General features: G+C 62.6%; 15 protein-coding genes and 4 pseudogenes. 14 read left to right on the forward strand and 5 right to left on the reverse strand.

Features of this window, described 5'->3' with window-relative positions; all coding sequences use genetic code 11:
• Positions 1-409 precede the first annotated feature (409 nt).
• The 3 genes and pseudogenes from HNR01_RS25510 to HNR01_RS25520 all read right to left on the reverse strand — a co-directional run.
• Positions 410-610, reverse strand: a complete 201-nt coding sequence (locus HNR01_RS25510; protein ID WP_157228180.1) for a hypothetical protein — start codon at positions 608-610, stop codon at positions 410-412.
• A 132-nt stretch (positions 611-742) separates the two neighbouring features.
• Positions 743-1,300 (reverse strand): dihydrofolate reductase family protein, encoded by a 558-nt coding sequence (locus HNR01_RS25515; protein ID WP_183670607.1) that lies wholly within the window; start codon positions 1,298-1,300, stop codon positions 743-745.
• A 232-nt stretch (positions 1,301-1,532) separates the two neighbouring features.
• Positions 1,533-1,850 (reverse strand): annotated as a pseudogene (locus HNR01_RS25520) (nitrilase-related carbon-nitrogen hydrolase); the annotation flags it as partial.
• 265 nt (positions 1,851-2,115) lie between these two features.
• Between HNR01_RS25520 and HNR01_RS25525 the strand changes: the two are divergent.
• From HNR01_RS25525 to HNR01_RS28205, 3 genes are all read left to right on the forward strand, one after another.
• Positions 2,116-3,480 carry a CmpA/NrtA family ABC transporter substrate-binding protein gene (locus tag HNR01_RS25525; protein ID WP_183670609.1) on the forward strand — a complete coding sequence of 455 codons (1,365 nt, stop codon included), beginning with the start codon at positions 2,116-2,118 and terminating at the stop codon, positions 3,478-3,480.
• 9 nt (positions 3,481-3,489) lie between these two features.
• Positions 3,490-3,819 (forward strand): SH3-like domain-containing protein, encoded by a 330-nt coding sequence (locus HNR01_RS25530; RefSeq protein WP_183670611.1) that lies wholly within the window; start codon positions 3,490-3,492, stop codon positions 3,817-3,819.
• 327 nt (positions 3,820-4,146) lie between these two features.
• Positions 4,147-4,452 carry a nitrile hydratase subunit alpha gene (locus tag HNR01_RS28205; RefSeq protein ID WP_183670613.1) on the forward strand — a complete coding sequence of 102 codons (306 nt, stop codon included), beginning with the start codon at positions 4,147-4,149 and terminating at the stop codon, positions 4,450-4,452.
• On the opposite strand, the gene HNR01_RS25540 is transcribed toward HNR01_RS28205, so the two are convergent.
• Positions 4,386-5,474 (reverse strand): LysR family transcriptional regulator, encoded by a 1,089-nt coding sequence (locus tag HNR01_RS25540; protein ID WP_246417658.1) that lies wholly within the window; start codon positions 5,472-5,474, stop codon positions 4,386-4,388. The genes HNR01_RS28205 and HNR01_RS25540 overlap by 67 nt on opposite strands.
• 5 nt (positions 5,475-5,479) lie before the next feature.
• On the opposite strand from HNR01_RS25540, the gene HNR01_RS25545 reads away from it, so the two are divergent.
• The 11 genes and pseudogenes from HNR01_RS25545 to HNR01_RS28215 form a co-directional block, all read left to right on the forward strand.
• Positions 5,480-6,268 carry an allophanate hydrolase-related protein gene (locus HNR01_RS25545; protein ID WP_183670615.1) on the forward strand — a complete coding sequence of 263 codons (789 nt, stop codon included), beginning with the start codon at positions 5,480-5,482 and terminating at the stop codon, positions 6,266-6,268.
• Positions 6,269-6,456: 188 nt separating this feature from the next.
• Positions 6,457-7,185, forward strand: coding sequence for an ABC transporter permease (locus tag HNR01_RS25550; RefSeq protein WP_309236268.1), 729 nt, complete (start codon positions 6,457-6,459; stop codon positions 7,183-7,185).
• 13 nt (positions 7,186-7,198) lie between these two features.
• Positions 7,199-8,197 (forward strand): ABC transporter substrate-binding protein, encoded by a 999-nt coding sequence (locus HNR01_RS25555; protein WP_246417659.1) that lies wholly within the window; start codon positions 7,199-7,201, stop codon positions 8,195-8,197.
• Positions 8,194-8,991: an ABC transporter ATP-binding protein gene (locus tag HNR01_RS25560; RefSeq protein ID WP_183670617.1), complete on the forward strand. Its 798-nt coding sequence runs from the start codon at positions 8,194-8,196 to the stop codon at positions 8,989-8,991. Before HNR01_RS25555 ends, HNR01_RS25560 begins: the two co-directional genes overlap by 4 nt.
• An 11-nt stretch (positions 8,992-9,002) precedes the next feature.
• A complete protein-coding gene (locus HNR01_RS25565; protein WP_183670618.1) occupies positions 9,003-9,314 on the forward strand; it encodes an SH3-like domain-containing protein in 312 nt (103 codons plus the stop codon).
• On the forward strand, positions 9,314-9,601 hold the full coding sequence (locus HNR01_RS25570; protein ID WP_183670619.1) for an SH3-like domain-containing protein: 288 nt from the start codon (positions 9,314-9,316) through the stop codon (positions 9,599-9,601). The genes HNR01_RS25565 and HNR01_RS25570 overlap by 1 nt, the downstream gene beginning before the upstream one ends.
• Positions 9,594-10,250 (forward strand): nitrile hydratase subunit alpha, encoded by a 657-nt coding sequence (locus HNR01_RS25575; RefSeq protein WP_183670621.1) that lies wholly within the window; start codon positions 9,594-9,596, stop codon positions 10,248-10,250. Before HNR01_RS25570 ends, HNR01_RS25575 begins: the two co-directional genes overlap by 8 nt.
• Before the next feature lie 430 nt (positions 10,251-10,680).
• Positions 10,681-10,899 (forward strand): annotated as a pseudogene (locus HNR01_RS25580) (transposase); the annotation flags it as partial.
• A 488-nt stretch (positions 10,900-11,387) separates the two neighbouring features.
• On the forward strand, positions 11,388-11,582 hold the full coding sequence (locus HNR01_RS25585) for a hypothetical protein (protein ID WP_183670622.1): 195 nt from the start codon (positions 11,388-11,390) through the stop codon (positions 11,580-11,582).
• Positions 11,583-12,132: 550 nt separating this feature from the next.
• Positions 12,133-12,509, forward strand: a pseudogene (locus HNR01_RS28210) (inorganic phosphate transporter); the annotation flags it as partial.
• Positions 12,504-12,797, forward strand: a pseudogene (locus HNR01_RS28215) (SOS response-associated peptidase family protein); the annotation flags it as partial. The pseudogenes HNR01_RS28210 and HNR01_RS28215, both read left to right, overlap by 6 nt.
• 265 nt (positions 12,798-13,062) lie before the next feature.
• On the opposite strand, the gene HNR01_RS25600 reads toward HNR01_RS28215, so the two are convergent.
• Positions 13,063-13,512: UDP binding domain-containing protein (locus HNR01_RS25600; protein WP_183670624.1), on the reverse strand; the 450-nt coding region annotated here is incomplete at its 5' end.

Here is a 13,512-nt window from a genome sequence, read left to right on the forward strand (position 1 = left end):
AAATGCGCCAAGCTCGCGACCGGGCCTGTACTCAGGTCGGGATCCGAAACGATAGAGCCTGCCCTCACAGTCCAAATTATAACCACTTTTTCGCACGAAACGCTGGTTGCAACTGCTTATGCGGCCATTAGAAAAACTTATCTGCCATATGTCTTGCCTTGACCTGATAGTGCGTAGTGACTTCATTCGATGCTGGCACGCGGGTTGCTGCAGTGCGTCCGAATGCGGATCCACGGGCATCGCGATATGACCGCCGAAGGCAAATCTTTCAGGCTCGAAGCGTCCTGCGCATGCGGATGCGGCGGATCGCCGGCCGATCATCGCGATCCGTTTTCAGACCTGAAGCTGCAAGAGGCTCCGCTTCGGTTGGCTTGCAGACGCTCCCGGCTGGAGCGAGCGGGCTGTCACTTCATAGGCGCGCACGCGATATGATGCGGTAGCCGACGAATATCAGCGTTAAGCCCGGCATCGTCACGTGCCAGTTGTCCTCAAATACAACGCCAAATGTCCGACGGCCGTCGCCAAGGCGGTCGATTAAAATGATAGCTACGTAAAGCAGCAAGGCAGCGCCACTCGTCCAAATCGCTACACCAAGCGTGATGCGTGTCATGGCTGTCATTTGGGTCGATGCGCAAAGTCATCGTCTGCAAGGGGTGGGAGGCCGACGTAGCTGCTCGACTGTTAGGTGGCAGCGCATCCGGGGCGCCTCCGTTGTCGAGCGGTGCATGCGGGTTGCGTTGGGTCAGGCCCCACGTCGGTAGTGCATCGCAACCGCGCCGTTCCGGAGCGGCGTCGCCGAGATCAGCTCAAGTCGCCGCGTGCTGGAGAGGCCGCCCTCGTACAGGGTCGGGCCGTGGCCTGCGATCCGGGGATGGACAAGGAGCTTGTACTCATCGATCAGGTCCAGCCGATCCAACTCGGTCGCGAGTTTGCCGCTGCCGAGGAGGACGCCCGCCGACGTCGCGTCCTTGAGCCTCTGAACGCCTGCCCGCAGGTCATCGGCTATGTGGTGGCTGTTGTTCCACGGAAAATCCGTTCGTGTCGATGACACCACGTATTTCGGCTTAGCCTCCAGTTTGACTGCCCACTCGCGGATCGCTGGCGGTGCTTCTACGTCACCACGAGCGACCGCCGGCCAATAGCCCTCCATCATTTCGTAGGTGACCCGGCCCCACAGCATCGCCCCGCCGTCGTCCATTAGACGGGTGAAGTAGGCATGCGTCTCATCATCAGCGATGCCTTCTTGGTGGTCGACGCAGCCGTCTAGGGTAACGTTGATGCTGAAGATCAAAAGTCCCATGCAGCGATCCTATGCCATACGCTCGAAAAGCGCAGCGCTATTGCTCGCGATCGAGGTTCAGCGTCCGCTAAGGGTCGAGACAGGCGGTTCGGCGCGTCGCGGCCCAATGTCAGCTCTTGGCGCACAGCCGAACAAGCGGCGCGCGAACTCCTGCCCCCTTGCGGACATTCGAGAGGCTGCAGCCGAAGGTCCGTTCCGGTTGGAGGCTGTGTGAGAATGCGATTTGGTGTGCCGGTTTGGCCTCCATGATCGAGAAGCAGTCCCAGATCCGGTTGTCGCGGCAGGCCTGCTTGAACGCCGCGACCTCGGGGCCGTCGAGCGTGCAGAGGATCTCGGGCCGGGTGTCCATCGACAGGCCGTGCAGGGCGTATTCGGGGAAGACGACCAGATCCATCGTCGCCATGTTGGCGCGCGCCTTGGCGACCATCGCGACGATGCGCTCGGCCTGGGCGGTCACGTCACCCCGTGTGATGATGGTCGGCAGTTGCAGCTGGACGAGGCCGATGACGACGCCGTTCGGGAGTTTGTTCAGTCCGCCAAGTCCGTTCATCAGCCCTTCCTCCAGACCGAAATGCGCCAAGCTCGCGACCGGGCCTGTACTCAGGTCGGGATTCGAAACGATAGAGCCTGCTCTCAAAGTCCAAAATATAGCCACTTCTTTGCACGATACACTGATTGCAACTGCTTATACGGTCATTAGAAAAACTTATCTGCCATATGTTCTGCCATGATCTGATAGTGCGTAGTGGCTTCATTCGATACTGGCACGCGGGTTGCTGCAGTGCGTCCGAATGCGGATCCACGGGCATCGCGATATGACCGCCGAAGGCAAATCTTTCAGGCTCGAAGCGTCCTGCGCATGCGGATGCGGCGGATCGCCGGCCGATCATCGCGATCCGTTTTCAGAGGTGTTCGCGGACGAGGCCTACGAAGGCGTCGAGCGCAAGGTGGATCGCCAGGTCGAGGCCGCCCTGCTTTCGGCGATCGCACCCGACCCCATGTTCCGCCGGGCCTTCCTGAAGGCCGTAGGCGCATCGACGGTGCTCGCGGCGATCTCGCAGCTTCTGCCGCTCGCAGATGCGCAGGCCATCGCCCAGGAAGCGACGACGCTTGAAAAGACAAAGCTCAACGTCGGCTACGTGCCCATCACCTGCACCGTACCGCTGCTCCTCGCCCACGCGATGGGAGAATACGGCAAGGAAGGTCTCGACGTGAATCTGGTTCGCACGCCGAGCTGGGCGATCGTGCGGGATAAGCTGCTGTCGTCAGAATTCGACGCCAGCCATCTCGTGCTGGCCATGCCGCTGACAATGACGATGGGCGTGGGCGGACCGGCGCTCGCGACGCACGTGTCGAGCGTGCAGAACGTCAACGGCAACGCCATCACCCTCAGCATTCGGCACAAGGACCGCCGCGATCCCAAGGACTGGAAGGGATTCAAGTTCGGCGTTCCCCATCAGCACTCGATGCATGCGATGCTGCTGCGATACTATCTCGCGGAGCATGGCCTCGATCCCGACAAGGACGTCGAGATCCGCGTTTATCCCCCGCCGGACTCGGTCGCGAACATGGCGGCCGGCAACCTCGACGGCATGCTGTTCGCCGAACCCTGGGGCCAGCGCGCCGTCTTCGAGGGCGTCGGCTTCCTCCACATGCTGACGCGCGACATCTTTCCCGGCCATCCCTGCTGCGTCGTCTCGGTCACCGACGGGTTCGTCAAGGAAAGTCCCAACAGCTACGGAGCAATGTTTCGCGCCGTAGTCAGGGCGACCGAATTCGCGGACAAGCCGGAGAACCGCAAGCAGGTCGCGGAACTTCTGGCTCCGGCCGCCTATCTCAACCAGCCAAAGACGGTGCTCGAGCAGGTTTTGACGGGCCGCTACGCGGACGGCCTCGGGAAAGTGGTTAACGAGCCCGACCGCATCGGCTTCAAGGCGCTCCCCTACCACTCGACCGCAATCTGGCTTCTGACCCAGTTGCGCCGCTGGGACATGGTGCCTGCCGACGTCGAGTACCGGGCTCTCGCCGAAAAGGTCTTCCTCGCGACCAACGCGGCAAAGCGGATGAAGGACATCGGCTTCGAGGCCCCGGCCGCGTCCAAGCCGGTCGTCATGGGCAGGCCGTTCGATCCGGATGCACCCCAGGCCTACGTCGACAGCTTCGCCATCAAGAGGATCTGAGTGAACGATATGACGCGCGGATATCACGACATCGCTGGAAACCCCGCCGGCCCCGTCCCGATCGTCGAGCTTCCCTGGCTTCACTGGGGAAAGCAGGTCGAGGCGATCCGCAACCTGCTCGGTGACGGCACGCGCCGCATGATGTCGCTCGACGAGTTTAGGCGCGGGTTCAAATCGTTCGGCGAGGACAGGTACAAAACTCTGTCCTTCTACAGGCGCCGACTGAAGGCGATGATCGACATTCTCGTCGAAAATGACGTCTTCATCCGTGAGGAACTCGACGCCGCCATCGCGGAAGCGCGGGCACGGTGGGAGCCTTCGTTCGCCCGCGAGCCATGACGCCACGCTTCAAGGCCGGCGACAAGGTGACGGTGCTCAAGCTCGGCAAGGCGGGCACATCAGGACTCAGTTCTACGTCCGGCTGCGCTAGGGGGGCGTGCTGCAGCGATTCGGCTCGTACGCCAATCCCGGAGACCTCTAGGTGAGAAACGTCGGCGGTCCGGCCTTGCCACTCTATCGGGGCGGTTTCGCAATGACCGATCTGTGGAACGAGTACCGCGGCTCACCCACGGACCTGCTCTGCATCGAACTCTACGACCATTGGCTGGCGCCGGCATCGGACGACACGGCGATGGCCTGAACAATTCCGGCGACAGGGAGGCGGCTATGGGCGACCACGATCACGACCACCATCACAGGCACGATGCTCACGTGCCGCTCGTCGTCGAGGCTGAAGCCGGCAACATCGAGGGGCAGATCCTAGTCGACGCACTGCAGGCACTGCTCGTCGGCCGCGGCCTCATCTTTCCGAGCGAGGTGTGTGTCCTGGTCCACGACAGCAACGCGGACATGCGGCACCTCGTCCCTCCGCAGTGTCCCGCTGGGACGGAGAGGTTCGGCGAAGATCAACTCGCCGCACGAGTGAGGCGCGAGTGCATGATCGGCGTATCGGCCGTGGCGCCCGCACCGTGATCGGCCTGCTCGCACTTCAGATGCGCGGGTGCGTAGCGCATCAGTTCGCGTGCCATGCGGATGTCCTCAGCCACCTCAATGAACGCGCTGACGGCAGGCGGCTGGGGGTCGCGTTCGAGCACCATCAAGCCGATCGTGTTGGTGATGCTGGGCTCGATCAGCGGCACCGCGCGGGTTTGGCTCCAGTCTCCGACCATCATGAAGAAGGTGTTCGGCACCACGGCGAACCAATGGCCAGGGCGCACGTGCGAGCAGAGCGCCAGCGCGCAGTTGGTCTCGAGCACCGTGCGCGGGGTCACGCCGACGCTCGCGAACACGCGGTCGAGGATGCGGCGGTTCTGCATGTCGGGCGTCAGCATGCACAGGGGCAGCCGGCCAGCCTCGGTCCAGCTCACCGACTTGCGCTGCGCGATCGAGGAATCGGCCGGTGCGATGAGAAAATAGCTCTCGTCGTAGAGGAAGTAGGGCCTCAGACCGGCGGAGGCGCCGTGGTCGAGATAGTTGATGCCGATGTCGAGATCGAAATTCTCGAGACCGCTTTTGAGGTCGGTGAAGTTCAGCGACGTCACCGAGACGCTGACGTCTGGATAGAGCCTGTTGAAGGCCGTCGTGATGATCGAGATCGCCGGCATGGCGACTGGGATCACGCCGAGCCGCACATGGCCGTTCAGCTCGTCTCCGGCCGATCCGATGTCCTGCACAAGATGCTCGTGATGGTCGAGTGTCCGGCGCGCGAAGTCCAGCACCATCGCCCCCTGGGGCGTAAAACCTTCGAACCCATGATTATGCCGGTCGATGATCAGGGCGTTGAAGTCGCTTTCGAGCTGGCGGATGGCCTGGGAAAGCGCCGACTGCGTGATCCCGCACTCGGCCGCCGCCTTGCCGAAGTGCCGGTGGCGCGCCAGCGCGACGAGATAGCGAAGCTGCTTGAGATTGAGCGCCATGCCTCGGGATCTCCTGATTCCGGTCGCGCAGACCTCTTCGTCTTTTCCGATACGCAAGCCCGGCGCCAAGGGGAACATGCCCGGTGACCCATCGAACCACCTTACAGGCCGCCCTGCTGTCTGCAGTTATTCTGGCCGCACTCCTTGCGATCTGGAAGTTCGCCGCGTCGTCCGTGCCAGGCGGCAGCGCAAATCTCGATCCGGAATATTCCGCTCCGGGGTCGGGAGCCGCGGCAGACGGGCGTACAAGGGCACTTCCAACTCCGACCGAGTTCGCCGCGACGCTCTGTAGGCAGCTTAAAGATGGCTTTCTGGCTGCACTGGGCGGGCGCCTTCATGCACGTTCGGGGACGACAACCGGCGCATCCGGACAGCCCGTACCGTCTCCGGAGGCGTGTTCGACGGCTCCGTGCCCTGGTGAAGTCGAGATCGACGTGATTGCAGCGCCCGTGTCCGGTCTGCCTTTAAACTACGAACTGACGCGACGCGGCGGCCGCATTCTGCGCGCGGTCTCGACATACCCGGACTACCGACTCTTCGCTCTGCCGGGAGGTCCTCCGCTTCGGCCGAGCCTTCTTCGTTGCGAACCTGAGATGGGTGCACCGATCGCGACGGAAATCTGGGCGCAGCCACTCGCAGGTTTCGGCGACTTCGTGGCCGGCATACCCGCTCCGCTGTGCATTGGCACGCTGAAGCTTGCCGATGGCACACACACGAAGGGCTTACTCGTCGAATCCACTGCGGCGGAGATCGCGCTCTTCGGAGGCTGGCGCGCATATCTCGCCAGCTATCGGATGAAAAGCTCAGATTCAGCTCCGACCAATGCCTCTCGCGCAACTCTTGCAAGGCTGACGATCGCGGCGGACGCCTGACTCCGGCGCTCACGCCCATCACCGCGGGCGATTTGAACATATGCCCGGCTCGATTCGAGGTAGCAGAGATGTCTAGCGCCACTTCATTGGACGACGCAGACACCGCCGACGCTCAGCCCAAGACGCGTGCCGGACCGCGTTCTTGGATGCGGCCCGCTGCCCCGTCGGTTCCAGCCTGGATCGTACCGGTGCTCGGTCCGCTCGCGCTCCTTGCGATATGGGCCTTCGTCCACGCGACGGGGTTGGTCACAGGCAAGCTGCTGCCGTCCCCTACGAGCACGCTCGCATCCATCGTCGAAAATCTGCTGAAGGGCGACCTGGCCTTCGACCTGGGCCAGACCGTCCTGCGTACGTGCAAGGCCTTCCTCCTAGCGATCCTCCTCGGACTACCGCTAGGCATCATCGTTGGTTCGAGCCAGCGCATCTACCGCAGCATTGAATTCCTGATCGATTTCTTTCGGTCGACACCGGCGACCGCCTTGTTTCCTCTCTTCATGATCATCTTTGGCCTCGGCGACCTTTCGAAGATTGCGGTCGCCGCGTTCTCGGCGTTCCTGATCGTGCTGTTCAACGTGGCCTATGGCGTCATGAACGCCCGTCCGACGCGTATGCTCGCTGCGCAGGTGATGGGGGCCTCCAGGCTTCGCATCTTCCGAGATGTGACGGTCTACGAGTCTCTGCCGCAGACCTTCATCGGCGTGCGCACCGCGGTATCACTAGCCCTGGTCGTGATCATTGTGGCCGAGATGTTCATCGGCTCGGACAATGGCCTGGGCAAACGGATCATCGACTCGCAGATCACCTTCGACATGCCGGGCCTCTATGGGACGATCCTTCTGACGGGTGCGCTCGGATATGCCTTCAACCTCGCCCTGTTTGCCCTCGAAAGCCGCCTCGTTCACTGGGCCGGCCGCTAGTCTGGATACGACGATGTCCAACGCTCTCACGCGCCGAACATTTACGCTGGCGACCTTAGGTGCAGCCTTCGCTCCCTCTGCTCCTGCCTTGGCGCAGGCCCGCGAAAAGGTCATTATCGCTTGGTTGCCGATTATGCAGACCACCGCCTTCTACGTTGCGCAGGAGGAGAAGCTTTTCGAAAAGGCAGGCCTTGAGGTGGAGGCAGTCCGGTTCGAGGCTCCCAATCAGATCATCGACGCCCTCGTATCCGGCCGGGCGGAGGTCGGTGCTCCAGGAACTGCTGCCGGGATCACCGTGCTGGCGGAAGAGAAGTTTCCAGGCACTTTCAAGGTGTTCGGACTTCAGGGCGGCGGCATTAAGGTCGGGCGGATCAATGACGGACTGATCGTTGCCAGCAATTCCTCGATCGCTAGTTTCTCCGACCTGAAGGGTAAGACGCTCGGACATCTCCCTGGAATTCAGTGGCGGACGATTTCCCGCCACATGGTGCGCAAGGCCGGCCTCGACCCCGACAGGGACGTGCGTCTCGTCGAACTCGCGGTCGGCCTGCAAGTCCCTGCGGTCCTCTCAGGGAGTGCGGACGCGACGCTGTCCTTGGAGCCGGCCGGCTCGATCGCGACGGCTCTCGGTGAGGCGAAGCGAGCGGTTACGAATGCCTGTGCCTCCGTCATTGCCGACCCGTTCTATTCCGGCGTCTCGGTGCTGACCACGAAGTTCGTAACCGAGCGGCCGGCGGTGGCCCGCAAGATCGTCATGGTCCTGGATGAGGCGACGCGGCTCGCCGAGAGCGATTTCGCTCGCTTCCGAAGGGTTTTGCCAAAGTACACGGCCATCAAGGCGGGGCAAGTCGACGTCGTGGCTCAGCCCTACCTCAGGTCATTTGCAGATCTGGGCGACACCGATCTCGCCTCCTATCAGGCACTCGTCGATGTTTTCGCCGCAGAGGGCGTTCTCAAGAATCCGATTAAGGTCTCGGACGTAATACTCCGAAAGGGAGAGATCGGCCTGTGAATACGCCGGCATCGACTTCCTCGCCTCAACCCGTCGTTGACCCCCACATCACCATCCGAGGCCTCGCCAAGAGGTTTCGGGGCCAGACCGTCTACGATCGCTTCGACCTCGATCTGCCGCGTGGAGCCATCGTTTCCGTGTTCGGGCCGAACGGCTGCGGGAAGAGTACTCTGATCAACATGATCTCGGGCATCATGCCGCGTGACGGGGGCGAGATACTGTTTGACGGGCGTCCGGTCTCGGAAGCCCGCATCGGATATGTATTCCAGAACTATCGGGAAGCCCTTTTCCCCTGGATGAGAGCTCGGGACAACGTCGCGTATCCGCTCATGCTGATAGGCGTCGCGCCTGCAGAACAGCGTCGGCGGATCGAACGCTTGGCGGCAGCGTTCGATCTCAAGTTCGACCTTGATCGGTACCCCTACGAATTGTCGGGAGGACAGCAGCAGACGGTCTCGATCATGCGCGCCCTGGTGACCGAGCCGGAGGTGCTGTTCCTCGACGAGCCCTTTTCGGCACTCGACTACGAGATGACGCTGACGATGCGCGACCAGCTTCAGAAGGTGCTCGGTCAGACGCGAACCACCGCGCTTCTGGTAAGCCACGACCTCGATGAGGCGATCTATCTGGCGGACAAGGTTCTTCTTCTAACCCGCAGGCCGACGAGGATTGCAGCCTATCTCGACGTGTCCCTCGCTCGTCCCCGCGTCCCTGAAGCGACGACAGAGCCGGAATTCATGGCGCTGAAGGCGAAAGCTCTGGCAATCTTCCAGGAATCCATCCGTGCCAACTAAGGATCAGGCGCATGCGCGGCTACCACGATATCGGCGGCTCGCTGTCCGGGCCCATTCCCCGAACCGAATTGCCCTGGCTCGACTGGGAAAAGAGGGTTGAAGCCATCCGAAATCTTCTCGGGGATAGCACGCGGCGCGTGATCAGTCTCGATGAGATGCGCAGAGGCTTCGAGTCCTTCGGGCCCGAGAAGTACAGAAAACTCTCGTTCTATCGGCGGCGCCTTGAGGCGATGATCGACATCCTCGAGGAGAAGGGCGTTCTGACACGAGCCGAATTGGCTGCAGCCGTGGAAAACTCCGTTCAAGAGCCGGGAGAAACCTGATGCCGCTCTTTCATGCGGGAGAACGGATACGCGTGCTGGATCTGGGAAAGGCGGGGCACGTCCGCATCCCAGCCTATGTCCGCGGACACGTCGGAACCGTCGTGCAGTTCTGCGGCGTGTTCCTCAATCCCGAAGATCTGGCCATCGGCAATGCGGGCGGCCGCGTGGTCGGCTGCTATCGCGTCGAATTCCTGCAAACGGACCTTTGGACGGACTACTCTGAATACCCCGACGATACGCTCGTGACCGAGATCTACGAGCACTGGATGGAGCCGGCGCATGGCTGAACGCGACACCACCGATCCCTGTCCTTTGCCTCTCCGTACGGCCTACACGGCCCAGGAGTCTCTCGTCGTCGAAGACGATGCCGGCAATGCCGAGGCCGCGCGGATCACCACCATCCTCGAAGGCATGCTCGTGGCCAAAGGCCTGCTGGCGAAAGGCGAGGCCGACCAGGAGATCGAAAAGATCGAAACTCCGGGTCTCCACCTCGGTGCCCGCCTCGTTGCTCGCGCGTGGGTCGACCCTGACTTCAGAAACCGCCTACTCGCCGACGGAAAGCTCGCCGCCGCGGAACTCGGTATGAAAGTGGGCGAGGCGCAGCTTGTCGTGGTGGAGAACACGCCGGACGTTCACAACCTAATCGTCTGCACACTGTGCTCCTGCTATCCTCGGTCCATACTCGGACAGCCTCCCTCGTGGTACATCTCCAAGACGTACCGTTCCCGCGCGGTTCGGGAACCACGGACAGTCCTTCACGAGTTCGGGCTCGATATCCCGGAAGCGGTCCGCGTGCGCGTGCACGATAGCAATGCCGACATGCGCTACCTCGTTCTCCCCATGCCTCCGGCTGAAACCGTTGGTCGACACGAGATCGATCTCGCAGGTCTCGTCAGCCGCGACATGCTAATCGGCACCGCCGTCCTGCAGCGATAGATCGCGCAAGCTTCCTCCATCCTCAAAGCACGCTCTCGGTGGTTCTATGAACGCTCATTGTGAGCACGGTATCATTCTGACTCCGTAGGCTTCTGAGCACGCTCCTGCTACGAACGAGTGCTACGAAGCCATCAGGCAGATGGTGGGCTTGGTCCAACGTCGGCGGGTCTTCTATTTCCGTCGCACCATTCCGGACGCGCTGCGCGCCGACATGCCGGCCGTGCTCGGAACGGCAGGGCCTGGCCTTTTCGACGAGGGTGCACCGGCCCTCGCTGAAGGGAAGCCGGGCCGGCCGCGTGTTCTGGGTCAGCCTTGGGACGCGCGACGCCGACGAGGCGCGCGATCGAGCGCGCCAACTGGATGGTGAGGCCGACGCACTGATCGTCGAAAAGAGGGCACCGTCCGTCCGCGTTTATGCGTGTCACATGTGGCGGCCGGTGGGCGGCTGCTCTACCTGCCCGCCTACTCGCCCGAGTTCAATCCGATTGAACGCGCCTTCGCCAAGCTTAAGGCTCTCCTGCGCGCCGAGGCAGCCCGCACGGTTCCCGACCTCTGGAACGCCATCAGAGAAGCGTTCAGACGCTTCACATCAGCCGAGTGCCGAAGCTACCTCGCCGCTGCAGGCTACGCCGCATACGATTCAAACTGATCGGATGCCGCTCTAGCTCGCCGGGAGGATCGTAGCGTGAGCGACCTTGCTCAGTGCACGCGGTCGTCGGAGCGATCTGCCGAGACAATTAGACCCGCCATTCGGTGCGTCTTCCTGATCGCTTCTATCGAAACCACGGCCGCTGATGCAATTCTTGCCCTGCACAGCAACTCCCCCAGAAATACATATATACGCTCTATTTCATCGTATGAAGCATGCGCTTCGACTAAAGAAATTTCTTCGAACATCTCTTTCAGAAAGGGGCAGGACATTAGGCGCGACCTCTCATACGATATGAGGCGCCTAGCAAAAATCATTCCAAGCATCATCGTTCGGCAAGCAACTACATCTGCATTCGATCAGAACTTCGTTAGTGCATCGGGCGGCCTCAGCCTCCTGTGCGCGGTGGGTGCGCCGATGCCCCCGTCCCTGCCGCGCTCTCCCTTCGGACCGCGCCGGATTTCGCCGGCCGGTCGAGTCCGTCGTCAATGTTTCGGACGTCGGCGGACCCGTCCCCCACCGATTCTGCCCGCCTCGTCGGCTCCTGGCGGGCCGGCATGTTCAGCCTGCCGGACGACTGCATCCCCTGTCCCGGCATCATCTGGCGCGAGCCGGGCCCGAGCGGGCGGGAGGGCATCTGGCTGACCGTCCGGAAGGCGATGCTCCTGTTCGTCGACGAGTAGGGCCCGGCCGCTGCAGATCTCGGCTAGAGCACCGAGGCGCTGTTCGGCGTCCATCGGCTCGCCGGGGCCGCCCGGTCCGACTACACGGGCGCGCTCGTCACCATCTACCCGCGGCGCTGCATCGCCCTGTGCGAGCGCGAGATTCACCTCGACCGGCTGGACGGTTCGCCGGTCGTGGAGCGCCGGCCCGCGGCCATTTCGGCGGATTGCGTGCCGATCTGGCTGTTCGAGAAGTGAGTAGAGCACCGTCAGCGCTTAAGCAAACCTATCTGCGGAGCGCAGAAAGTCATGGGAGACCCGTCGCCAGCGGTACGGCGGCCGTGGCTACGCGGGATCCTACGCTCGGCCAGCGGCGCCGTGCCCGTGCTGCGCTGGCCTGCTGCCCTCGCGATCAGGCTTCACCGAGAGGGTGTGCTGTCCAAGGGGCAGGTGGTGAAGGCCTCCCGCCTCTCCCGCATTGAGGTCCAGCTCTTGGCTACGAGCACGGCGCCCAGACGAATTGATGTGCCCGTGTCCGTCGTCCTGATCCTGTTTCTGTCTGGCGCCACGCCTGTCATCGGGCGCGGTCGCCTTCTCGGCATCGCCAGCTTGCTCCCCGTCGAGTTGATCCTGCAGGTCGGGTCGGGCGCCGGCTTCGCCATGGTCTTTGCCCTGCTGATTGCTGCCATTATCTGGAAGCTTGGCACCTGGTACTTCGGCCTGCCCGCCTCGTCCTCGCACACCCTGATCGGCTCGATCGTCGGCGTCGGCGTCGCAAACTCGCTCATGCACGGCCGCTCCAGCACATCGGGTGTGGATTGGACGAAGGCGACCGAGATCGGCTGGTCGCTGCTGCTCTCACCCCTCTTCGGCTTCATGGCCGCTGGTGCCCTCCTGCTCGTCTTGCGCTTCGTGTTGCGCAATCCTGCCCTCTACGCTGAGCCTAAGTGGCGCCGTTGGCTCGGCCCGGAGCAACGCTGCCTCGTGCCGCTGTCATCCTTTAGCGAGTTCAACAAGGCTGCTGGCGGCGACATTTGGTTCGCGATCGCCGAGGATAGTCCGCTCGCCTACTTCGCTGGCATCAAGACCGACGGTTGGACGTCGGTGCGCAATGTGAAGGACGGCGAGACCAGGGATAACCTCCATGCCTTCCCGACCACAGAGCCGAGCGCCGAAGTTGGCGCGGTGCACTCGAAGGCCATGCCGGTAATCCTGACCACGGATGAGGAGCGGGACGCACTCGGGGGCTACAAGTCTCCCGAGGCGACGTCCGCCAGCACGTGTTTTTCCACCATATATTGCACAAGGGGATGAGTCTCGTGGGCGGACGTCGTCCGTTGAACGCACGGAATAGGACCATCGGTCATGTTCCATGCAGCTTGATGTAACGGCTTGGCGTGCACCGGTCGGTCGTTGGAACGGCTTGGAAACGGACCCGCCTGTCACGCCTGCGGCGACCGTGTCGGTTGCGCGACCTAACTTCTCGACAATTGGTGTCAGACTACCCGATGCCGATGTAATTGAAAATGCTACGGACGGTCTTGTCTGCTCTATAGACGTTTCGGAGATCGACCATGAACGGATTGGTCATGATCTGGCCGATGCGCGGCAGGTCCAGCGCTCGGAACGCGCTCCACTCTGTCACGATCACCAGCGCATCCGCTCCCTCCGCGCAGGCGTAGGCGTCCTCGGCGTACGCCACCCCCTGCAGAAGCGGCCGCGCCTGCTCCATCCCTTCAGGATCGTAGGCCACGATCTGCGCCCCCGCATCCTGCAAGCCCGCGATGATCGACAGCGACGGCGCGTCGCGCATGTCGTCGGTGTCTGGCTTGAACGTCAGGCCCAAGAGCGCCACCCGCTTGCCCCGCACCGAACCGCCGCAGGCCGCGATCACCTTGCGCGCCATCGCCCGCTTGCGCTGGTCGTTGACCGCCACCACCGTCTCCACGAT

The organism is Methylorubrum rhodesianum (genome assembly GCF_014199985.1).
Classification (GTDB): domain Bacteria; phylum Pseudomonadota; class Alphaproteobacteria; order Rhizobiales; family Beijerinckiaceae; genus Methylobacterium; species Methylobacterium rhodesianum.

Coding starts and splice junctions, on each gene's coding strand:
- HNR01_RS25565 (WP_183670618.1), top strand. CDS start 9,003: ATGCGCGGCTACCACGATATCGGCGGCTCGCTGTCCGGGCCCATTCCC.
- HNR01_RS25575 (WP_183670621.1), top strand. CDS start 9,594: ATGGCTGAACGCGACACCACCGATCCCTGTCCTTTGCCTCTCCGTACG.
- HNR01_RS25570 (WP_183670619.1), top strand. CDS start 9,314: ATGCCGCTCTTTCATGCGGGAGAACGGATACGCGTGCTGGATCTGGGA.
- HNR01_RS25510 (WP_157228180.1), bottom strand. CDS start 610: ATGACACGCATCACGCTTGGTGTAGCGATTTGGACGAGTGGCGCTGCC.
- HNR01_RS25525 (WP_183670609.1), top strand. CDS start 2,116: ATGACCGCCGAAGGCAAATCTTTCAGGCTCGAAGCGTCCTGCGCATGC.
- HNR01_RS25515 (WP_183670607.1), bottom strand. CDS start 1,300: ATGGGACTTTTGATCTTCAGCATCAACGTTACCCTAGACGGCTGCGTC.
- HNR01_RS25555 (WP_246417659.1), top strand. CDS start 7,199: ATGTCCAACGCTCTCACGCGCCGAACATTTACGCTGGCGACCTTAGGT.
- HNR01_RS25585 (WP_183670622.1), top strand. CDS start 11,388: ATGTTTCGGACGTCGGCGGACCCGTCCCCCACCGATTCTGCCCGCCTC.
- HNR01_RS25530 (WP_183670611.1), top strand. CDS start 3,490: ATGACGCGCGGATATCACGACATCGCTGGAAACCCCGCCGGCCCCGTC.
- HNR01_RS25540 (WP_246417658.1), bottom strand. CDS start 5,474: ATGTTCCCCTTGGCGCCGGGCTTGCGTATCGGAAAAGACGAAGAGGTC.
- HNR01_RS28205 (WP_183670613.1), top strand. CDS start 4,147: ATGGGCGACCACGATCACGACCACCATCACAGGCACGATGCTCACGTG.